Annotated in this window: 28 protein-coding genes; 1 reads left to right on the top strand and 27 read right to left on the bottom strand. The window is 70.4% G+C overall.

Annotated elements, in window-relative coordinates; translation table 11 throughout:
* Window positions 1–60: 60 nt before the first annotated feature.
* The 27 genes from BLT67_RS09500 to rpsJ form a co-directional block, all read right to left on the bottom strand.
* Window positions 61–1188 (bottom strand): mannitol-1-phosphate 5-dehydrogenase, encoded by a 1128-nt coding sequence (locus BLT67_RS09500; RefSeq protein WP_092666793.1) that lies wholly within the window; start codon window positions 1186–1188, stop codon window positions 61–63.
* Complete coding sequence (locus BLT67_RS09495; protein ID WP_092666792.1) at window positions 1188–1619, bottom strand: PTS sugar transporter subunit IIA; 432 nt, start codon at window positions 1617–1619, stop codon at window positions 1188–1190. The genes BLT67_RS09500 and BLT67_RS09495 overlap by 1 nt, the downstream gene beginning before the upstream one ends.
* 8 nt (window positions 1620–1627) lie before the next feature.
* Window positions 1628–3211, bottom strand: a complete 1584-nt coding sequence (locus BLT67_RS09490) for a PTS mannitol transporter subunit IICB (protein ID WP_157674305.1) — start codon at window positions 3209–3211, stop codon at window positions 1628–1630.
* Between the two features lie 30 nt (window positions 3212–3241).
* Window positions 3242–3496, bottom strand: a complete 255-nt coding sequence (locus tag BLT67_RS09485; RefSeq protein WP_092666791.1) for an HPr family phosphocarrier protein — start codon at window positions 3494–3496, stop codon at window positions 3242–3244.
* Window positions 3497–3647: 151 nt separating this feature from the next.
* Window positions 3648–4478, bottom strand: coding sequence for a type I methionyl aminopeptidase (gene map / locus BLT67_RS09480; RefSeq protein WP_092666790.1), 831 nt, complete (start codon window positions 4476–4478; stop codon window positions 3648–3650).
* Window positions 4478–5059 (bottom strand): adenylate kinase, encoded by a 582-nt coding sequence (locus BLT67_RS09475; protein ID WP_092666789.1) that lies wholly within the window; start codon window positions 5057–5059, stop codon window positions 4478–4480. Before BLT67_RS09475 ends, map begins: the two co-directional genes overlap by 1 nt.
* Window positions 5060–6391: a preprotein translocase subunit SecY gene (gene secY / locus BLT67_RS09470; protein ID WP_092666788.1), complete on the bottom strand. Its 1332-nt coding sequence runs from the start codon at window positions 6389–6391 to the stop codon at window positions 5060–5062.
* A gap of 61 nt (window positions 6392–6452) precedes the next feature.
* Window positions 6453–6917, bottom strand: coding sequence for a 50S ribosomal protein L15 (gene rplO / locus BLT67_RS09465; RefSeq protein ID WP_092666787.1), 465 nt, complete (start codon window positions 6915–6917; stop codon window positions 6453–6455).
* Complete coding sequence (gene rpmD, locus BLT67_RS09460) at window positions 6910–7098, bottom strand: 50S ribosomal protein L30 (protein WP_092666786.1); 189 nt, start codon at window positions 7096–7098, stop codon at window positions 6910–6912. Before rpmD ends, rplO begins: the two co-directional genes overlap by 8 nt.
* Entirely contained in the window at window positions 7095–7817 is a 723-nt protein-coding gene (gene rpsE, locus BLT67_RS09455) for a 30S ribosomal protein S5 (protein ID WP_092666785.1), read from the bottom strand. The genes rpmD and rpsE overlap by 4 nt, the downstream gene beginning before the upstream one ends.
* On the bottom strand, window positions 7814–8185 hold the full coding sequence (gene rplR, locus BLT67_RS09450; RefSeq protein WP_092666784.1) for a 50S ribosomal protein L18: 372 nt from the start codon (window positions 8183–8185) through the stop codon (window positions 7814–7816). Before rplR ends, rpsE begins: the two co-directional genes overlap by 4 nt.
* A complete protein-coding gene (gene rplF, locus BLT67_RS09445) occupies window positions 8185–8721 on the bottom strand; it encodes a 50S ribosomal protein L6 (RefSeq protein WP_092666783.1) in 537 nt (178 codons plus the stop codon). Before rplF ends, rplR begins: the two co-directional genes overlap by 1 nt.
* 6 nt (window positions 8722–8727) lie before the next feature.
* Window positions 8728–9126 (bottom strand): 30S ribosomal protein S8, encoded by a 399-nt coding sequence (rpsH, locus tag BLT67_RS09440; protein WP_092666782.1) that lies wholly within the window; start codon window positions 9124–9126, stop codon window positions 8728–8730.
* An 82-nt stretch (window positions 9127–9208) separates the two neighbouring features.
* Window positions 9209–9769, bottom strand: coding sequence for a 50S ribosomal protein L5 (rplE, locus tag BLT67_RS09435; RefSeq protein ID WP_092666781.1), 561 nt, complete (start codon window positions 9767–9769; stop codon window positions 9209–9211).
* Complete coding sequence (rplX, locus tag BLT67_RS09430; RefSeq protein WP_092666780.1) at window positions 9762–10133, bottom strand: 50S ribosomal protein L24; 372 nt, start codon at window positions 10131–10133, stop codon at window positions 9762–9764. Before rplX ends, rplE begins: the two co-directional genes overlap by 8 nt.
* Before the next feature lie 3 nt (window positions 10134–10136).
* Window positions 10137–10505 carry a 50S ribosomal protein L14 gene (rplN, locus tag BLT67_RS09425; RefSeq protein WP_092666779.1) on the bottom strand — a complete coding sequence of 123 codons (369 nt, stop codon included), beginning with the start codon at window positions 10503–10505 and terminating at the stop codon, window positions 10137–10139.
* Window positions 10506–10533: 28 nt separating this feature from the next.
* Window positions 10534–10821 carry a 30S ribosomal protein S17 gene (gene rpsQ, locus BLT67_RS09420; protein WP_092666778.1) on the bottom strand — a complete coding sequence of 96 codons (288 nt, stop codon included), beginning with the start codon at window positions 10819–10821 and terminating at the stop codon, window positions 10534–10536.
* Window positions 10821–11135 (bottom strand): 50S ribosomal protein L29, encoded by a 315-nt coding sequence (gene rpmC, locus BLT67_RS09415; protein ID WP_092666777.1) that lies wholly within the window; start codon window positions 11133–11135, stop codon window positions 10821–10823. Before rpmC ends, rpsQ begins: the two co-directional genes overlap by 1 nt.
* Window positions 11135–11554 (bottom strand): 50S ribosomal protein L16, encoded by a 420-nt coding sequence (gene rplP, locus BLT67_RS09410; RefSeq protein ID WP_092666776.1) that lies wholly within the window; start codon window positions 11552–11554, stop codon window positions 11135–11137. Before rplP ends, rpmC begins: the two co-directional genes overlap by 1 nt.
* 3 nt (window positions 11555–11557) lie before the next feature.
* Window positions 11558–12295 carry a 30S ribosomal protein S3 gene (gene rpsC, locus BLT67_RS09405; protein WP_092666775.1) on the bottom strand — a complete coding sequence of 246 codons (738 nt, stop codon included), beginning with the start codon at window positions 12293–12295 and terminating at the stop codon, window positions 11558–11560.
* Window positions 12295–12663: a 50S ribosomal protein L22 gene (gene rplV, locus BLT67_RS09400; protein WP_092666774.1), complete on the bottom strand. Its 369-nt coding sequence runs from the start codon at window positions 12661–12663 to the stop codon at window positions 12295–12297. Before rplV ends, rpsC begins: the two co-directional genes overlap by 1 nt.
* A gap of 25 nt (window positions 12664–12688) precedes the next feature.
* Window positions 12689–12970 (bottom strand): 30S ribosomal protein S19, encoded by a 282-nt coding sequence (gene rpsS / locus BLT67_RS09395; RefSeq protein WP_021010891.1) that lies wholly within the window; start codon window positions 12968–12970, stop codon window positions 12689–12691.
* 12 nt (window positions 12971–12982) lie between these two features.
* Window positions 12983–13822 carry a 50S ribosomal protein L2 gene (rplB, locus tag BLT67_RS09390; RefSeq protein ID WP_092666773.1) on the bottom strand — a complete coding sequence of 280 codons (840 nt, stop codon included), beginning with the start codon at window positions 13820–13822 and terminating at the stop codon, window positions 12983–12985.
* 19 nt (window positions 13823–13841) lie between these two features.
* Complete coding sequence (gene rplW, locus BLT67_RS09385) at window positions 13842–14141, bottom strand: 50S ribosomal protein L23 (RefSeq protein WP_092666772.1); 300 nt, start codon at window positions 14139–14141, stop codon at window positions 13842–13844.
* Window positions 14141–15082 (bottom strand): 50S ribosomal protein L4, sunset domain variant, encoded by a 942-nt coding sequence (gene rplD, locus BLT67_RS09380; RefSeq protein ID WP_092666771.1) that lies wholly within the window; start codon window positions 15080–15082, stop codon window positions 14141–14143. Before rplD ends, rplW begins: the two co-directional genes overlap by 1 nt.
* Before the next feature lie 2 nt (window positions 15083–15084).
* Window positions 15085–15735 (bottom strand): 50S ribosomal protein L3, encoded by a 651-nt coding sequence (gene rplC / locus BLT67_RS09375; protein WP_092666770.1) that lies wholly within the window; start codon window positions 15733–15735, stop codon window positions 15085–15087.
* Window positions 15736–15743: 8 nt separating this feature from the next.
* Window positions 15744–16052, bottom strand: a complete 309-nt coding sequence (rpsJ, locus tag BLT67_RS09370) for a 30S ribosomal protein S10 (RefSeq protein WP_021010896.1) — start codon at window positions 16050–16052, stop codon at window positions 15744–15746.
* Window positions 16053–16393: 341 nt separating this feature from the next.
* Here rpsJ and BLT67_RS09365 point away from each other — a divergent pair, with 341 nt between their 5' ends.
* Window positions 16394–17299 carry an arginase family protein gene (locus BLT67_RS09365; RefSeq protein ID WP_092666769.1) on the top strand — a complete coding sequence of 302 codons (906 nt, stop codon included), beginning with the start codon at window positions 16394–16396 and terminating at the stop codon, window positions 17297–17299.
* Window position 17300 lies beyond the last annotated feature (1 nt).

The raw sequence follows: 17300 nt of genomic DNA, 5'->3' as shown, positions 1-17300 counted from the left end.
GCCGCACCCGGCATCCGGCGCGCGCCTCGGCCGGCCGCGCCGACGCGGCGGACCGCCCCGTCAGCGTCGCGCGGCGGCGACCTGGTCGACGAGCGCGGGCTGCAGCGGATGCGCCCCGTCGATGCCGCTGACCTGCGCGACGAAGGCGGCGGGCTCGAGCTCGGTCAGCAGGCGCTGGAGCTCGGCGGCCTGCTCGTCCCCGGGCGCGTCGAACCGGAGGGCCGTGCCGTAGGCGGCGATGAGGCCGTCGGCGCGGTCGCCGCGCTCGAGCAGCTCGGCGGCGGGCTGCACGAAGCGCTCGTGGCGCGAGAGCTTGCGCAGCGGCTGGCGGCCGATGCGCTCGCACGTGTCGGGCAGCGCCGGGTTCTGGAAGCGCTCGATCGCGCGCGCCGCGTAGGCCGCGTGGGCATCGGGGTCGAAGCCGAACTTCGCCACGAGGAGCCGGGAGGTGTCGGCGAGCGCCGCGTCGACGGCGGCGCGGATCGCGGGCTCCTGCAGCGCGTGCGCGATCGTGTCGGCTCCCGCGATCCAGCCCGCGTACGCGGTCGCGGCGTGCCCCGTGTTGACGGTGAAGAGCTTCCGCTCGATCGAGGGCGCGAGGTCGTCGACGAAGTGCGCGTCGGGGATCGCGGGCTCGGCGCCGGCGAACGGCGTGCGATCGATCGACCACTCGAAGAAGTCCTCGACGACCACGTCGAGCCCTGCGGGGTCCTGCGGCGGGATGATGCGGTCGACGGCCGTGTTGGCGAACACCGCGCGCGCCGCGAGCGCCTCGGCGCCGTCGAGCACGAGGTCGCGCAGGGTGTCGGTCGCGCCGATGGCGTTCTCGCACGCCATCACCGCGACCGGCGCCGCCGACTCGGGCCGTCGCTCGAGCCCCGCCCGGATGACGGGCGCGATGAACCGCAGCACGGTCGGCCCGACCGCGCACGTGACGACGTCCGCATCCGCCACCGCTCGCGCCGCGGCCTCGGGGTCGGCGCTCGAGTCGATGCCCGTGAAGCCCGTGACGGTGTGGACGGCAGCGTCGGCGCCGACCTCGCGCACCTCGTACGCATCCGCCGCCCGCAGCATCGCGATGAGCTCGGCGTTGACGTCGACGAACGTCACCTCGTAGCCGGCGCGGTGCAGCAGCAGCCCGACGAAGCCGCGCCCGATGTTGCCGGCGCCGAAGTGGACGGCCCGCATCACTCGTTGACGTCGCCGAGCAGCTCGAGGATGGCCGCCGCGTCGGGCGCCGCCTCGAGCTTCGCCACCTCGTCCTCGTCGGCGAAGACGATCGCGATCTTCGACAGGATCTCGAGGTGGCCGCCGTCCTTGCCCGCGATGCCGATCACGAACTTCACCGGGTTCCCGTCCCAGTCGAGCGGCGTCTCGTAGCGCGCGACCGAGAGCCCGGAGTCGAGGATCGAGTCCTTCGACTCGTTCGTGCCGTGCGGGATCGCCAGCAGGTTGCCCATGTAGGTCGACACGCTCGCCTCGCGCTCGCGCATCGCGTCGGCGTAGTCCGGCGTCACGGCCCCCGCTGCGACGAGCATGTCCGCCGCCTCCTGGATGGCCTCCTCCTTCGTGGTCGCGGTGGGCGAGGTCGTGATCTGCTCGAGGGCGAGGACGGGCATGCGTGCTCCTATTCCGTGCGGTTCGACTCGGCGACGAGGCTGACGACCTCGTCGTACTTGGGGCTGTTCATGAAGTTCTCGACCGACACGTGCGTCGCGCGGTCGTTGTGGTGCCTGGCGCGGGCCGTGAGGTCCTGGTGCGTGACGACGAGATCCTCGCTGCCGTCGAGGTTCGCGATCGAGACGTTCGTGACCTCGACGCCCTCGATGCCCGCCTTCTTGATCTTGTTGCGCAGCACGCTCGCGCCCATCGCGCTCGAGCCCATGCCCGCGTCGCACGCGAACACGATCTTGCGGATGGGTGCGCTCGCGACCGCGGGCGCGCCCCCGGCGGTCGAGGCGGCCGCCGCCGCGCCGCCCGCCGATGCGCTCGCGGCCAGGCCGCTCAGCGCATCCGACGCCTTGCCCTTGTTCGCCGTGGTCTGCGCCACGGCGGCCGAGAGCGCGTCCTCCCCGGCGGCCTCGCGCTCGAGGTCGCGCTTGCGGCTCGCCCGCAGGATGACCGCGGCGACCACGAAGGTCACGGCCGCGGCGATGACGACCGAGAGCAGCACGCCCAGCAGGTTGCCGCCCCCGACGAGCCCGGCCTGCGTCGCCACGGCGAAGATCGAGCCCGGCGCCGCGGGGCCGGCGAGGCCGGTGCCGAGCAGCATGTTCGTGGCCACGCCGGATGCGCCGCCGGCGACGAGGGCGACGATGAGCACCGGCTTCATGAGCGCGTAGGGGAAGTAGACCTCGTGGATGCCGCCGAGGAACTGGATGATCGCCGCGCCGGGAGCGGTCGCGCGGGCCGCGCCGACCCCGAAGACGGAGAAGGCCAGCAGCAGGCCGAGGCCCGGCCCCGGGTTGGCCTCGAGCAGGAACAGGATCGACTGGCCGTCGGTCGCCACCTCGCTCGACCCGAGCGGCGTGAGCACGCCGTGGTTGATGGCGTTGTTGAGGAAGAAGACCTTCGCCGGCTCGATGAGGAACGAGGCGAGCCACAGCAGGCCCGTGTCGACGAGCCAGCCGACGGCGCCGCCCACGACGGACATGATCCAGTTGACGATCGGGGCGACGGCGAAGAAGCCGACGAGCGCCATGACGAAGGCGACGATGCCCGCCGAGAACATGTTGACGAGCATCTCGAAGCCCGCCTTGACCTTGCCGTCCCACAGCTTGTCGAGCTGCTTCATGACCCACGCCGAGAGCGGGCCGAGGATCATCGCGCCGATGAACATGTGCACGTAGCCGAGGCCGGATCCGCCCTCCGCCGGCGGGTTCGCGGCGTTGAAGGCGTCGATGAGCACGTCGGATCCGACGATCGCGCCCATGACGGCGAACGCGCCGACGACGGCGCCGCGCGTGTCGTAGACCATCCGGCCGCCCGTGCCGGCGATGAGGATCGGCAGCAGGAAGTGGATCGTCGGCCCGACGATCTGCGCCAGGTCGGCGTTCGGCAGCCAGCCGACGTCGATGAAGAGGGCGGTGAGGATGCCCCACGCGATGAGCGCGGGGATGTTCGGCATGATCATGCCGGAGAGGAAGGTGCCGAAGCGCTGGACCGCGACGCGAGCGCCGCCTCCCTGCCTCGGGGTTGCGGTGCTGGTCATCGTCGACTCCTGCTGCGCTGGATGCCTGGACTAGGCGTCGTGGTCGGTGCTGAGCAGCTGCTCGAGCTCGTCGAGCGCCGCCTCGTCGTCGGAGGCGATCGTCACGGCGTCGCCCTTGTTCACCCCGAGGGAGATGACCGAGAGGATGCTCGCCGCGTTCACCTGCTTGTCGCCCTTGGCGACGGTGACGGGGCTCGACGCCCGGGCTGCGGCCTGCGCGAACAGGGAAGCCGGGCGGGCGTGCAGCCCGTGGGACGACTCGACGGTGACGGTGCGCTCGGCCATGCTGCTCCTCGAGGGTTCAGGGCCGGGGCGGCCCGGGGTGCCCGTCACGCTACCACCGCTCGGCCGCTGTTCCGACACCCGGGACGGGCGTCGGCGCTGCGGTCGCGGCGAGGCCCCGAGAGGGCGCCGCCGTGGACCTCCGCCGCGCGGGTCAGCGGTCGGCGATGGGCTGCGGCACGATCCCGAAGGGCGCGAGGCCCGCGGCGCCGCCGTCGAGGGCGGTGAGCACCCAGATGCCGCCCGTGTGCACGGCGACCGAGTGCTCCCACTGGCACGCGTCGGAGCCGTCGTCGGTCCGCACGGTCCAGCCGTCCGCATCCGTCGTCGTCGAGGTCGAGCCGGCGTGGATGATCGGCTCGATCGCGACGCACAGGCCCGGCTTGACGGCCGGCCCCATGACGCGCGTGCGGTAGTTGAAGACCGGCGGCTCCTCGTGCATCGCGCGGCCGATGCCGTGCCCGATGTAGTCGTCGCTGATGCCGTAGTCGCTCGCCGCGTCGATGTGGTCCTCGACCGCGGCACCGACCTCGCCGAGCTGCTTCGCGCGCGCGAGCGCCGCGATGCCGTGCCAGAGCGCGTCGCGGGTCGTGTCGCTGAGGTGCTGGCGCTCGGCCGTGCGCTCGGGGTCGCCGCCGGGCACGACGACCGTGATCGCCGCGTCGCCGTGGAACCCCCCGATCGTCGCGCCGCAGTCGACCGTGACGAGGTCGCCGGGGTGCAGCGGCCGGTCATCGGGGATGCCGTGCACGACGACGTCGTTGACGCCGACGCACAGCGTGTGGTCGTAGCCGGGCTCCATCGCGAAGTTCGGCTCGGCGCCGTGCTCGCGGATCACGCGCTCCGCGATCGCGTCGAGCTCGAGCGGCGTGACGCCCGCGCGGATCGCGCGCTCGACCGCCTCGAGCGCGAGGGCGGTGATGCGGCCGGGCTCGCGCATGGCCGCGAGCTCGCGCCGCGACTTGTAGTGCCCGCGCCCCCGCATCAGGCGGCGACGCCTCGCGCGGCGAGCCCTGCGAGGATGCGCTCGGTCACCTCGTCGACCGCGCCGATGCCGTCGACCTCGACGACGAGGCCGCGCTCGGCGAAGATCGCGATGAGCGGCGCCGTCTCGCGCTCGTAGACCTCGAGCCGGTGGCGGATGACCGCTTCGGTGTCGTCGCTGCGGCCCTGGTCGGCCGCGCGCGCGAGCAGCCGGCGCACGACCTCGTCGGTGTCGGCGACCAGGCGCACGACCGCGTCGAGCTCCTCGCCGCGGCGCAGGTTGACGCCGTCGAGGAACTCCACCTGGCCCGCCGTGCGCGGGTAGCCGTCGAGCAGGTAGCCGCCGGCGGCGTCGTCCTGCGCGAGCCTGTCGTCGATCAGCTCGTTCGTGAGCGAGTCGGGCACGTACTCGCCCGCGTCAAGGATCGCGGAGACGCGCTGACCGAGCTCGGTCTGCTCCTTGATGTTCTGCCGGAAGATGTCGCCGGTCGAGACGGCGGGCACCCCCAGCGCCTCGGCGATGCGCACGGCCTGCGTGCCCTTGCCCGCCCCGGGCGGTCCGACGATGAGGAGGTTCGGCATCTAGCGGATGAGCCCTTCGTAGTGGCGCTGCTGCAGCTGCGCGTCGATCTGGCGGACCGTCTCGAGGCCGACGCCGACGATGATGAGGATCGAGGCGCCGCCGAACGGGAAGTTCTGGTTCGCGCCGACGGTCGACAGCGCGATGAGCGGGATGAGCGCAACGATGCCGAGGTAGAGCGAGCCGGGCAGCGTGATGCGCGTCAGCACGTAGTCGAGGTACTCGGCCGTCGGGCGGCCCGCGCGGATGCCGGGGATGAAGCCGCCGTACTTCTTCATGTTGTCGGCCACCTCCTCGGGGTTGAAGGTGATCGCCACGTAGAAGTAGGTGAAGCCCACCACGAGCAGGAAGAACACCAGCATGTAGAGCGGTGCGTCGCCCGAGACGAGGTTCGCCTGCACCCACAGCACCCACTCGGGCGGCGCGGTGCCGTCGGTCGGGGTCGAGAACTGCGCGATGAGCATCGGCAGGTACAGCAGCGACGAGGCGAAGATGACCGGGATGACGCCCGCCATGTTGACCTTGATGGGGATGTAGGTGGACTGGCCGCCGTACATCCGTCGGCCGACCATGCGCTTCGCGTACTGCACGGGCACGCGACGCTGCGACTGCTCGACGAAGACGACGAGGCCCATGATGATGACGCCCACGACGAGCACCATGATGAACGTGTTCACGCCCTGCGTCTCGAAGATCATGCCGAGCGCGCCGGGGAAGGTCGCGGCGATCGACGTGAAGATGAGCAGCGACATGCCGTTGCCGACGCCGCGCTCGGTGATGAGCTCGCCGAGCCACATGATGAGGCCGGTGCCGGCGGTCATCGTGAAGATCATGAGCGTGATCGACCACCACGAGTCGTTCGTCAGCAGGTTCTGGCACTGCGGCAGCGCGGGGCCGCCGGTCTGCGAGAAGAGCGCACCCGAGCGCGCGACGGTGATGAGCGTCGTCGACTGCAGCACGGCGAGCGCGATCGTCATGTAGCGCGTGTACTGCGTGAGCTTCGCCTGGCCCTGCTGGCCCTCCTTGTAGAGGGCCTCGAAGTGCGGGATGACCACGCGCAGCAGCTGCGTGATGATCGCGGCGGTGATGTAGGGCATGATGCCCAGCGCGAAGATGCTCAGCTGGAGCAGCGCACCGCCGGAGAAGAGGTTGACGAGCTGGTAGAGGCCCGTCGCGGTCTGGTTGGCCGCGATGCACTCCTGCACGTTGCCGTAGTCGACGAACGGCGCGGGGATGAACGACCCGAGCCGGAACACCGCCACCAAGGCGAGCGTGAAGAGGATCTTCCGACGCAGGTCGCGCGTCTTGAAGATGCGTGCGATGGCACTGAACACGTGCAGCCTTCCGGGAAACGGCGATCGGGGCGGTCCGCGCACGGACCGCCCCTCAGCCTACTTACTTGACCGAGCCGCCTGCGGCCACGATCTTCTGCTCAGCGGCAGCCGACACCTTGTCGACGTCCACCGTGAGCGCGACCGAGAGCTCGCCGCCGGCGAGCACCTTGACCAGCTCGTTCTTGCGCACCGCGCCCTTGGCGACCAGATCGGCCACCGTGACCTCGCCGCCGGCGGGGAACAGCTCGGCGAGCTGGCCCACGTTGACGACCTGGTACTCGGTGCGGAACGGGTTCTTGAAGCCGCGCAGCTTGGGAGCGCGCATGACGCTGTTCAGCTGGCCGCCCTCGAACCCGGCGCGCACCTGGTAGCGGGCCTTGGTGCCCTTCGTGCCTCGACCGGCCGTCTTGCCCTTCGACGCCTCACCGCGACCCACGCGCGTGCGGGCGGTCTTCGCGCCCGGCGCGGGCCGGAGGTGGTGCACCTTGAGCGACGGCAGCTCGGCCGACTCGTTCTTGTCAGTCATTCTCGATCTCCTCGACCTCGACGAGGTGGCGCACCGTGTTGACGTAGCCGCGGTTCTGCTGGGTGTCCTCGCGCTCGACCGACTGGCCGATGCGCTTGAGGCCCAGCGAGCGCAGCGTGTCACGCTGGTACTGCTTCTCGCTGATCACGGACTTCGTCTGCGTGATCTTCAGCTTGCTCACTTGGATGCCGCCTTCGCGATCTCAGCCTCGTGCTTCGTGTGGGCCGCCTCGGCGCGGAGCAGGCGCTCCGGCACGACGCGGTCGACGTCGAGGCCGCGACGGGCGGCGACGGCGCGGGGCTCCTCGAGCATCCGCAGCGCCTCCACCGTCGCGTGGACGATGTTGATGGAGTTCGACGAGCCGAGCGACTTGCTCAGGACGTCGTGGATGCCGGCGCACTCGAGGACGGCGCGCACGGGGCCGCCCGCGATGACGCCGGTACCGGCGGCGGCGGGGCGCAGCAGCACGACGCCGGCAGCGGCCTCGCCCTGCACGGGGTGCGGGATCGTCTTGGCGATGCGGGGCACGCGGAAGAAGTTCTTCTTCGCCTCCTCAACGCCCTTCGAGATGGCCGTCGGGACCTCGCGGGCCTTGCCGTAGCCGACGCCGACCATGCCGTCGCCGTCACCCACGACGACGAGCGCCGTGAAGCTGAAGCGGCGGCCGCCCTTGACGACCTTCGAGACGCGGTTGATGGTCACGACGCGCTCGAGGAACTGGTTCTCCGAGCGGTCGTCGCGACGGCCGCGCTCGTTGCGGGTGCCGCGGTCGCGGCTGCCGCGACGCTGCTCGCGGGGCTCGTCGCGGTGGTCCGTCGACGCGGCCTCAGCGGCGGGTGCGCCGGCCGCGGCCGGCTGCGTGGTGTCCGTCACCTGCGTGTCCTTGTTCTCTTCGCTCACAGTCCCAGCCCTGCCTCTCGTGCGCCATCGGCGATCGCGGCGACGCGGCCGGCGTAGCGGTTGCCGCCGCGGTCGAACACGACCGTCTCGACGCCCGCTGCCTTGGCGCGCTCGGCGATCAGCTCGCCGACGCGCTTGGCCTTCGCCGTCTTGTCGCCGTCGAGACCGCGGAGGTCGGCCTCCATGGTCGACGCCGAGGCGACGGTGATGCCCTTCGAGTCGTCGACGACCTGCACGAACACGTGGCGTGCCGAACGGGTGACGACCATGCGCGGCACCGACGCGGTGCCGACGATCTTCTTGCGGAGGCGCGCGTGACGACGGCCGCGGGCAGCCGACTTGCTCTTGCCTCGGGTACCGATGCCCATCACTTACCAGCCTTTCCAGCCTTGCGGCGGATCTGCTCGCCCGCGTAGCGCACACCCTTGCCCTTGTAGGGCTCGGGCTTGCGCAGCTTGCGGAGGTTCGCAGCCACCTCGCCGACGGCCTGCTTCGAGATGCCGCTGACGGTGACCTTGTTGTTGCCCTCGACCGAGAACGTGATGCCGGCGGGCGGCTCGACGCTCACGGGGTGCGAGAAGCCGAGCGCGAACTCGAGGCCCGTGCCCTTCGCCTGCACGCGGTAGCCGGTGCCGACGACCTCGAGCGACTTGGAGTAGCCCTCGGTCACGCCGACGATGTCGTTGGCGATCAGCGTGCGGGTGAGGCCGTGCAGCGAGCGCGACTCGCGCTCGTCGTCGGGCCGGGTGACCTGCACCTGGCCGTCGACGACCTCGACCTCGATCGGGGAGGCGACGGGGATGGTCAGCTCGCCCTTGGGGCCCTTGACGGTGACGACGCCGTCGTTCACCGTGATGTCGACACCCGACGGGATGTCGATGGGGAGACGTCCGATTCGTGACATGTCAGCTCACCACACGTAGGCGAGGACTTCCCCGCCGACGCCCTTCTGCTCGGCCTCACGGTCCGTGAGGAGCCCCGAGCTCGTGGACAGGATGGCGACGCCGAGGCCGCCGTGCACCTGGGGGATCTCGGTCGATCGCGCGTAGACGCGCAGACCGGGCTTCGAGACCCGCTTCAGGCCGGCGAGCGCGCGCTCGCGGTTCGGGCCGTACTTGAGGCTGAGGGTCAGCGTCTTGCCGACGCGGGCGTCCTCGACCTTCCACGCCGAGATGAAGCCCTCGCGCTCGAGGATCTCGGCGATGCTCGCCTTGAGGTTCGACGACGGCAGCGTGACCTCGTCGTGCATCGCCGTGTTGGCGTTGCGCAGACGCGTCAGCATGTCGGCGACCGGATCGGTCATCGTCATGGGGTGTCTCCGTTCTGGTTTCGCAGCCCGTTCCGCGGACTGCGACCTTGACGTCAGCTCGGCGCCGGCGGCGCCGATGGGATCAGGACTTGAAGGGGAAGCCGAGCGCCTTGAGCAGCGCGCGACCCTCGTCGTCCGACTTCGCCGTCGTGACGACGGTGATGTCGAAGCCGCGGACGCGGTCGATCTTGTCCTGGTCGATCTCGTGGAACACCGACTGCTCCGTGAGGCCGAACGTGTAGTTGCCGTTGCCGTCGAACTGGTCGGGGCTCAGGCCGCGGAAGTCGCGGATGCGGGGCAGCGCGAGCGTCAGCAGGCGGTCGAGGAACTCCCACATGCGGTCGCCGCGGAGCGTCACGTGCGCACCGATCGGCATGCCGTCGCGCAGCTTGAACTGCGCGATCGACTTGCGAGCGGCGGTCACCTTCGGCTTCTGGCCCGTGATGAGGGTGAGGTCGCGGATCGCGCCGTCGATCACCTTCGAGTCGCGTGCGGCGTCGCCGACGCCCGTGTTCACGACGATCTTGGTGAGGCCCGGCACCTGCATGACGTTCGAGAAGCCGAACTCCTCCTGGAGCTGCTTCACGATCGTCGCGCGGTACTGCTGCTTGAGGCGGGGCAGGCGCACAGCGGTGTCAGTCATTGCTCTTGATCTCCTTGCCCGACTTCGTCGCGACGCGGATCTTCTGCGGGATGGACGCGCCGTTCTTCTCGACGGTCTTCACCTCGCTGCGCACGCGGGTGGGCTTCTTGGTCTCGGGGTCGACGAGCGCGACGTTCGACACGTGGATCGGGGCCTCGTGGGTCTCGATGCCGCCCGTGCGGGTGCCGCGGCCGGTCTGGCCGACCTTGATGTGCTTGGTCACGAGGTTGATGCCCTCGACGATCACGCGGTTCTGCTCGGGCAGGACCTCGATCACGCGACCCGTCTTGCCGCGGTCACCGCCGCGCGACTGGCGCGCGCCGGCGATCACCTGGACGAGGTCGCCCTTCTTGATGCTGGCCATGGGTCAGATCACCTCCGGTGCGAGCGAGACGATCTTCATGAAGCGCTTGTCGCGGAGCTCGCGACCGACGGGCCCGAAGATGCGGGTGCCGCGGGGGTCGCCGTCCGTCTTCAGGATGACCGCTGCGTTCTCGTCGAACTTGATGTACGAGCCGTCGGCGCGGCGCGTCGACTTCACGGTGCGGACGATGACGGCCTTGACCACATCGCCCTTCTTGACGTTGCCGCCGGGGATGGCGTCCTTGACCGTTGCCACGATGGTGTCGCCGAGGCCTGCGTACCGACGGCCGGAGCCGCCGAGCACGCGGATGGTCAGGAGCTCCTTGGCGCCGGTGTTGTCGGCGACCTTGAGGCGGGATTCCTGCTGGATCACTGTTCTGTCTCCTTCTCGAGCCTCAGGCCTACTTGGCCTTCTCGAGGATCTCGACGATGCGCCAGCGCTTCGTGGCGCTCATCGGACGGGTCTCGGCGATGAGCACGCGGTCGCCGATGCCGGCGGCGTTCTGCTCGTCGTGCGCCTTGACCTTCGAGCTCTTGCGCAGCACCTTGCCGTAGAGGGGGTGCTTGACGCGGTCCTCGACCTCGACGACGACGGTCTTCTCCATCTTGTCGGAGACGACGTAGCCGATGCGGGACTTGCGGTAGCCGCGCTGCAGGGCGTCGCCCTGGTTCTGCTCGGTGGTAGCCATCAGTTGTCCTCAGCCTTCTGGTCGTCAGACGCCGGGGCCTCGTCGGCCTTCTTCGACTTCTTCTTGTCCGCGGCCTTCTCGACCGGCGCCGGCGAGGCGCTGATGCCGAGCTCGCGCTCGCGGATCACGGTGTAGAGCCGCGCGATGTCGCGCTTGACGGCACGCAGGCGGCCGTGCGACTCCAGCTGGCCGGTGGCCGACTGGAAGCGCAGGTTGAACAGCTCCTCCTTGGCCCGCTTCAGCTCGACGACGAGACGCTCGTCGTCCATGGTGGCGAGCTCGGCGGGCATGAGCTCCTTGGAACCGATCGCCATTATGCGTCAGCCTCCTCGCGCTTGATGATGCGTGCCTTGAGCGGCAGCTTGTGGATGGCTCGCAGCATGGCCTCGCGCGCGAGCTCCTCGTTGACGCCGGCGACCTCGAACAGGACGCGGCCCGGCTTGACGTTGGCGACCCACCACTCGGGCGAGCCCTTGCCGGAGCCCATGCGGGTCTCGGCGGGCTTCTTCGTGAGCGGACGGTCGGGGTAGATGTTGATCCACACCTTGCCGCCGCGCTTGATGTGGCGCGTCATGGCGATACGTGCGGCCTCGATCTGGCGGTTCGTGACGTACGCAGGCGTGAGCGCCTGGATGCCGAACTCGCCGAACGACACCTGCGTGCCGCCAGTTGCCTGGCCGCGACGCGACGGGTGGTGCTGCTTGCGGTGCTTGACTCGACGGGGGATAAGCATGATTTACGCCTCTGCTCCTGCTGCGGCCGGAGCGGCGTCGCGACGGGGTCCCCGACGCTCGCGCTGCGGCTTCTGGTTCGCCTGCTCGCGAGCCAGCTCGCGGTTGGTGAGCTCACCGTTGTAGATCCAGACCTTCACGCCGATGCGGCCGAAGGTGGTGCGGGCCTCGTAGAAGCCGTAGTCGATGTTCGAGCGCAGCGTGTGCAGCGGCACACGGCCCTCGCGGTACGACTCGCTGCGGCTCATCTCGGCACCGCCGAGACGGCCCGACACGCGGATCTTGACGCCCTTGGCGCCGGCGCGCTGCGCCGACTGGAGACCCTTGCGCATCGCGCGGCGGAACGCCACGCGGGCGCTCAGCTGCTCCGCGATGCCCTGCGCGACGAGCTGGGCCGAGCCCTCGGGGTTCTTGACCTCGAGGATGTTCAGCTGGATCTGCTTGCCGGTGAGCTTCTCGAGGTCGGCGCGGATGCGCTCGGCCTCGGCGCCGCGGCGGCCGATCACGATGCCCGGGCGGGCGGTGTGGATGTCGACGCGAACGCGGTCGCGGGTGCGCTCGATCTCGATGCGGGCGACGCCAGCGCGGTCGAGGCTCGTCGTCAGCATCTTGCGGATGCGGACGTCCTCGGCGACGTAGTCGGCGTAGCGCTGCCCCGGCTTGGTCGACTCGGCGAACCAGCGCGACACGTGGTCGGTGGTGATGCCGAGGCGGAAGCCGTACGGGTTGACCTTCTGTCCCATTACTTCTCGTCCTCCGTGGTCGGCGTCGCGAGCACGACGGTGATGTGGCTCGTCCGCTTGTTGATGCGGAACGCGCGACCCTGTGCACGCGGCTGGAACCGCTTGAGCGTGGTGCCCTCGTCGACGAATGCGCGGGACACGTAGAGGTCCTGCTCGTCGAGGAACTCGTTCGTCGCGTCGGCCTTGACCCGGGCGTTCGCCATCGCCGAGGCGACGAGCTTGTAGACCGGCTCCGAGGCGCCCTGCGGGGCGAACTTCAGGATCGCGAGGGCCTCCTCGGCCTGCTTGCCGCGGATCATGTCGACGACGCGGCGGGCCTTCTGAGGGGTCACGCGGATGTGACGAACGCGAGCGATCGACTCAACCATTGCCTTCTCCTTCTCCCGTCGCCGCTTAGCGGCGACGGCCCTTCTTGTCGTCCTTCACGTGACCGCGGAAGGTGCGGGTGGGCGCGAACTCGCCCAGCTTGTGGCCGACCATCGTCTCGGTGACGAAGACCGGGATGTGCTTGCGGCCGTCGTGCACGGCGATCGTGTGGCCGAGCATGGCCGGGACGATCATCGAGCGGCGCGACCACGTCTTGATGACGTTCTTGCTGCCGGCCTCGTTCTGGCGAACCACCTTGGTGAGGAGGTGGTCGTCGACGAACGGACCCTTCTTGAGGCTGCGGGGCATCGGACTCTCCTACTAGCGCTTCTTCTTGCCGGTCGAACGGCGACGGACGATGAGCTTGTCGCTCGGCTTGTTGGGGCGGCGGGTGCGACCCTCTGCCTGACCCCACGGGCTGACGGGGTGGCGGCCACCGCTCGTCTTGCCCTCGCCACCACCGTGCGGGTGGTCGACCGGGTTCATCGCGACACCGCGGACCGTCGGGCGCACGCCCAGCCAGCGCTTGCGGCCGGCCTTGCCCCAGTTGATGTTCGACTGCTCGGCATTGCCGACCTCGCCGATCGTCGCGCGGCAGCGCGCGTCGACGTTGCGGATCTCGCCCGACGGCAGGCGGAGCTGCGCGTAGGGGCCGTCCTTCGCGACGAGGCGCACCGAGGCACCCGCCGAGCGGGCCATCTTGGCCCCGCCGCCGGGACGGAGCTCCACGTTGTGGATCACCGTGCCGGTGGGGATGTTGCGCATCGGGAGGTTGTTGCCCGGCTTGATGTCGGCGCCGGCACCCGACTCCACGACGTCGCCCTGCTTGAGCTTGTTCGGGGCCAGGATGTAGCGCTTCGTGCCGTCCTCGAAGTGCAGCAGCGCGATGCGCGCCGTGCGGTTCGGGTCGTACTCGATGTGCGCGACGCGGGCGTTGATGCCGTCCTTGTCGTTGCGCTTGAAGTCGATGACGCGGTACTGGCGCTTGTGACCGCCGCCGATGTGGCGGGTGGTGATGCGACCGGTGTTGTTGCGGCCACCCGTCTTGGGCAGCGGCTTCAGCAGCGACTTCTCGGGCGTCGACCGGGTGATCTCAGCGAAGTCCGCGACGGATGAGCCACGACGACCCGGGGTCGTCGGCTTGTACTTGCGAATAGCCATGCTCTGGTTCCTTCCGTCCTCAGCCGACAGCCGTGAAGATGTCGATCGAGCCGGACTTCAGCTTCACGATGGCGCGCTTGGTGTCCTTGCGCTTGCCCATGCCGAAGCGGGTGCGGCGCGTCTTGCCGACGCGGTTGAGGGTGTTGACGCGCTCCACCTTGACGCCGAAGATCTTCTCGATCGCGAGCTTGATCTCGGTCTTCGAGGCGCGGGGGTCGACCTCGAAGGTGTAGCTGCCCATGTCGATGAGCGCGTAGCTCTTCTCCGACACGATCGGTCGGATGATGATGTCGCGAGGGTCCTTGTTGTAGCCGCTCATCAGTTGTCCTTGTCTGCCTTGTCAGCCTTCGAGGCCTTGCCGGCCTCGGTGAAGCCTGCGGCCTCGGCGGCCTCCGCGGTGCGGAACCACACCTCGGCCTCGGTCTGCTCGTACCAGCGGCCGTCGGGGCGGTGGAACTTCATGGAGTTGGCGTTGCCCTTGATCTCGAAGCCCTCGGGCGCCGAGCCGTCGGCGAGCGCGGCGTGCGAGTCGGGGCCGAAGTCGGCCGCGGCAGCGGCCGGCGCCTCCTCAGCGGTCTCGACCTCGACGGCCTCCTCGCCCGCGGGGGCCTCGTCGGAGACGACGGCGGGCGCGCCCGACTTCGCGGCGACGAACGCCTCGTAGGCGGTCTTCGAGAAGACGACGTCATCGCTCACGAGCACGTCGTAGGCGTTGAGCTGGTCCCACGCGAGCACGTGCACCTCGGGGAGGTTGCGCACCGACAGGAACGCGATCTCCTCGGAGCGGTCGAGCACGACGAGCACGTTCTTCGCCACGCCGAGCGCGCCGAGCATCTCGACGACGGCGCGGGTCTTGGGGGTCTCCCCCGCGAACGACTCGACGAGGTGCAGGCGGCCGCCGCGAGCGCGGTCGGAGAGCGCGCCGCGGAGCGCGGCGGCGATCATCTTCTTGGGGGTGCGCTGGGCGTAGTCGCGCGGCACGGGGCCGTGGACGATGCCGCCGCCGCGGTGCTGCGGCATGCGGACCGAGCCCTGGCGGGCGCGGCCGGTGCCCTTCTGCTTGAACGGCTTCGCACCGGAGCCGGAGACCTCGCCGCGGCCCTTGACGGCGTGCGTGCCCTGGCGGGCGGCAGCGAGCTGCGCGACGACGACCTGGTGGATCAGCGGAACGTTCGTCTGGACGTCGAAGATGCTCGCGGGCAGCTCGACCGAGCCGGCCTGCTTGCCCTCGGCGTCGACGATGGCGACCTGGGTGGTCATGCTCAGGCTCCCTTCACAGCGTTGCGGACGTACACGAGACGGCCGCGAGCGCCGGGGACGGCGCCCTTGACGAGCATCAGGCCCTGCTCGACGTCGATCGAGTGGACCGTGAGGTTGAGCACCGACACGCGGTCGCTGCCCATGCGGCCCGGCATGCGCTTGCCGCGGAAGACGCGGCTGGGCGTGGCCGAGGCGCCGATCGAGCCGGGCTTGCGGTGGTTGCGGTGCGCACCGTGCGACGCGGAGACGCCCGCGAAGTTGTGGCGCTTCATGACGCCGGCGAAGCCCTTGCCCTTGGACGTGCCGACGACGTCGATCTTCTGGCCGGCGGCGAACAGGTCGATCGCCAGCTCCTGGCCGAGCTCGTACTCCGCGGCGTTGTCGGTGCGGACCTCTGCGAGGTGGCGGCGCGGGGTGACGCCTGCGGCGTCGAAGTGGCCGGCCGAGGGCTTGTTGACCTTGCGCGGGTCGATCTGGCCGGCGGCGATCTGGATGGCCGAGTAGCCGTCCTTCTCAGGTGTGCGGATCTGCGTGACCACGTTCGGCGTGATCTCGAGCACCGTGACGGGGACGAGCTTGTTCTGCTCATCCCAGACCTGGGTCATCCCGAGCTTCGTGCCGAGCAGGCCGCGAGTCGTCGTGATCTTCGACATGGCGTTCCTTAGAGCTTGATCTCGATGTTGACGTCAGCGGGCAGGTCGAGGCGCATGAGCGAGTCGACCGCCTTCGGCGTCGGGTCGATGATGTCGATGAGTCGCTTGTGCGTGCGCTTCTCGAAGTGCTCGCGGCTGTCCTTGTACTTGTGAGGCGAACGGATCACGACGACCACGTTCTTCTCGGTCGGCAGCGGCACCGGGCCCACCACCGTCGCGCCCGCACGGGTCACGGTGTCGACGATCTTGCGCGCCGACGAGTCGATGACCTCGTGGTCGTACGACTTCAGTCGGATGCGGATCTTCTGTCCCGCCATGGCTGACTCTCTTCCTGTCGACGCAGCCGTTCCGGCTGCTCGCAACGCACTCTCGAGTGCACCGCTGTTCTTCTGTCAATGCCCGCGAGGGGCGCGCACCGCAGACGAGCACGGCTGCGCCGTGCTGGGCTTCGGTGAAGTTCGTGTCGGCTGCCCGCGGCCCAGGTTCGTGTGCGACCTGTGCACTGCCAGGGCAGTGAGCGACGGGGTGACCGCCGCGTTTGCAACCTGACGATTCTCGCACGGATCCCGATGTCCGTGCAACCCGGGCGTGTCGCGTCGACTCGCGCGTCGTGGCGCGGAAGTCGGCTGCGCGTGACGGCGCTTGCTACCGTCCCAGCATGGCACCGTCGCCCGCGCTCCCCCACGACCCGAGCTGGCCGCGCGCCGGCGACTGGCCCGCCCTCGGCGACGAGGGAGCGCTCGACGCCGTGCTCGTCGGCGTCGGCACGCACGCGACGTCGCTGAGCCCCACCCGGGCGCACACGACGCCGGCCGCCGTGCGCGAGGCGCTGCGCCGCTACTCGCCCCACGCGAGCGGGCCGGGCGCCCCGCTCGCCGGACTCCGCGTCGCCGACGCGGGCGACGCATCCGACCCCGACGGCGACGAGGCCGCGGCGACCGCGCTCGTCGCGCGCGCCGCGCGCCGCGCCCGGCTCACGATCGTGCTCGGCGGCGACAACGCCGCGACCGTGCCCGCGGCGCTCGGCGCGTGGGGCGACGACCTCGGCAGCGCCGGCCTCATCACGATCGACGCCCACCACGACCTGCGCGACGGCCGCTCGAACGGCTCCCCCGTGCAGCGGCTGCTCGACGCGGGGCTCGACGGCCGCCGGGTCGCGCAGATCGGCATCCAGGACTTCGCGAACTCGCGGCACTACGCCGAGCGGGCGCGCGACGCGGGCGTGCGCGTGTTCCCGCGCGACGAGCTCGAGTCGCGGGGCGTGCGCCAGGTGGCGTTCGAGGCGCTGCGCGTCGCGGGCGCCGCGGGCGGCCCCGTGCACCTCGACGTCGACGTCGACGCGTGCGACCGCGCCGTCGCGCCCGCGTGCCCCGCCTCCCTCCCGGGCGGGATGAGCGCGTGGCAGCTGCGCTCGCTCGTGCGGCACCTCGTCGCCGACGCCGCGGTGCGCTCGATCGACTTCACCGAGGTCGACGCCGCGGCGGACGCCCCGGACGGCCGCACGGTGCGGCTCGTCGCGCTCGGCGTGCTCGAGTCGCTCGCGGCCCTCGCCGCGCGCGAGTGAC

It is taken from the genome of Agrococcus carbonis (assembly GCF_900104705.1).
GTDB classification, from domain to species: domain Bacteria; phylum Actinomycetota; class Actinomycetes; order Actinomycetales; family Microbacteriaceae; genus Agrococcus; species Agrococcus carbonis.
The sequence above is the reverse complement of the archived record's forward strand: the minus strand, read 5'-3'. Positions and strand labels throughout refer to the sequence as shown.

Excerpts from the sequence above, each read along its gene's own strand:
- BLT67_RS09500 (WP_092666793.1), bottom strand. The coding sequence starts at position 1,188 with ATGCGGGCCGTCCACTTCGGCGCCGGCAACATCGGGCGCGGCTTCGTC.
- BLT67_RS09495 (WP_092666792.1), bottom strand. The coding sequence starts at position 1,619 with ATGCCCGTCCTCGCCCTCGAGCAGATCACGACCTCGCCCACCGCGACC.
- BLT67_RS09490 (WP_157674305.1), bottom strand. The coding sequence starts at position 3,211 with ATGACCAGCACCGCAACCCCGAGGCAGGGAGGCGGCGCTCGCGTCGCG.
- BLT67_RS09485 (WP_092666791.1), bottom strand. The coding sequence starts at position 3,496 with ATGGCCGAGCGCACCGTCACCGTCGAGTCGTCCCACGGGCTGCACGCC.
- map (WP_092666790.1), bottom strand. The coding sequence starts at position 4,478 with ATGCGGGGGCGCGGGCACTACAAGTCGCGGCGCGAGCTCGCGGCCATG.
- BLT67_RS09475 (WP_092666789.1), bottom strand. The coding sequence starts at position 5,059 with ATGCCGAACCTCCTCATCGTCGGACCGCCCGGGGCGGGCAAGGGCACG.
- rplO (WP_092666787.1), bottom strand. The coding sequence starts at position 6,917 with ATGACTGACAAGAACGAGTCGGCCGAGCTGCCGTCGCTCAAGGTGCAC.
- rplR (WP_092666784.1), bottom strand. The coding sequence starts at position 8,185 with ATGGGCATCGGTACCCGAGGCAAGAGCAAGTCGGCTGCCCGCGGCCGT.
- rplF (WP_092666783.1), bottom strand. The coding sequence starts at position 8,721 with ATGTCACGAATCGGACGTCTCCCCATCGACATCCCGTCGGGTGTCGAC.
- rpsH (WP_092666782.1), bottom strand. The coding sequence starts at position 9,126 with ATGACGATGACCGATCCGGTCGCCGACATGCTGACGCGTCTGCGCAAC.
- rplE (WP_092666781.1), bottom strand. The coding sequence starts at position 9,769 with ATGACTGACACCGCTGTGCGCCTGCCCCGCCTCAAGCAGCAGTACCGC.
- rplX (WP_092666780.1), bottom strand. The coding sequence starts at position 10,133 with ATGGCCAGCATCAAGAAGGGCGACCTCGTCCAGGTGATCGCCGGCGCG.
- rpsQ (WP_092666778.1), bottom strand. The coding sequence starts at position 10,821 with ATGGCTACCACCGAGCAGAACCAGGGCGACGCCCTGCAGCGCGGCTAC.
- rpmC (WP_092666777.1), bottom strand. The coding sequence starts at position 11,135 with ATGGCGATCGGTTCCAAGGAGCTCATGCCCGCCGAGCTCGCCACCATG.
- rplP (WP_092666776.1), bottom strand. The coding sequence starts at position 11,554 with ATGCTTATCCCCCGTCGAGTCAAGCACCGCAAGCAGCACCACCCGTCG.
- rpsC (WP_092666775.1), bottom strand. The coding sequence starts at position 12,295 with ATGGGACAGAAGGTCAACCCGTACGGCTTCCGCCTCGGCATCACCACC.
- rplV (WP_092666774.1), bottom strand. The coding sequence starts at position 12,663 with ATGGTTGAGTCGATCGCTCGCGTTCGTCACATCCGCGTGACCCCTCAG.
- rpsS (WP_021010891.1), bottom strand. The coding sequence starts at position 12,970 with ATGCCCCGCAGCCTCAAGAAGGGTCCGTTCGTCGACGACCACCTCCTC.
- rplB (WP_092666773.1), bottom strand. The coding sequence starts at position 13,822 with ATGGCTATTCGCAAGTACAAGCCGACGACCCCGGGTCGTCGTGGCTCA.
- rplW (WP_092666772.1), bottom strand. The coding sequence starts at position 14,141 with ATGAGCGGCTACAACAAGGACCCTCGCGACATCATCATCCGACCGATC.
- rplD (WP_092666771.1), bottom strand. The coding sequence starts at position 15,082 with ATGACCACCCAGGTCGCCATCGTCGACGCCGAGGGCAAGCAGGCCGGC.
- rplC (WP_092666770.1), bottom strand. The coding sequence starts at position 15,735 with ATGTCGAAGATCACGACGACTCGCGGCCTGCTCGGCACGAAGCTCGGG.
- rpsJ (WP_021010896.1), bottom strand. The coding sequence starts at position 16,052 with ATGGCGGGACAGAAGATCCGCATCCGACTGAAGTCGTACGACCACGAG.
- BLT67_RS09365 (WP_092666769.1), top strand. The coding sequence starts at position 16,394 with ATGGCACCGTCGCCCGCGCTCCCCCACGACCCGAGCTGGCCGCGCGCC.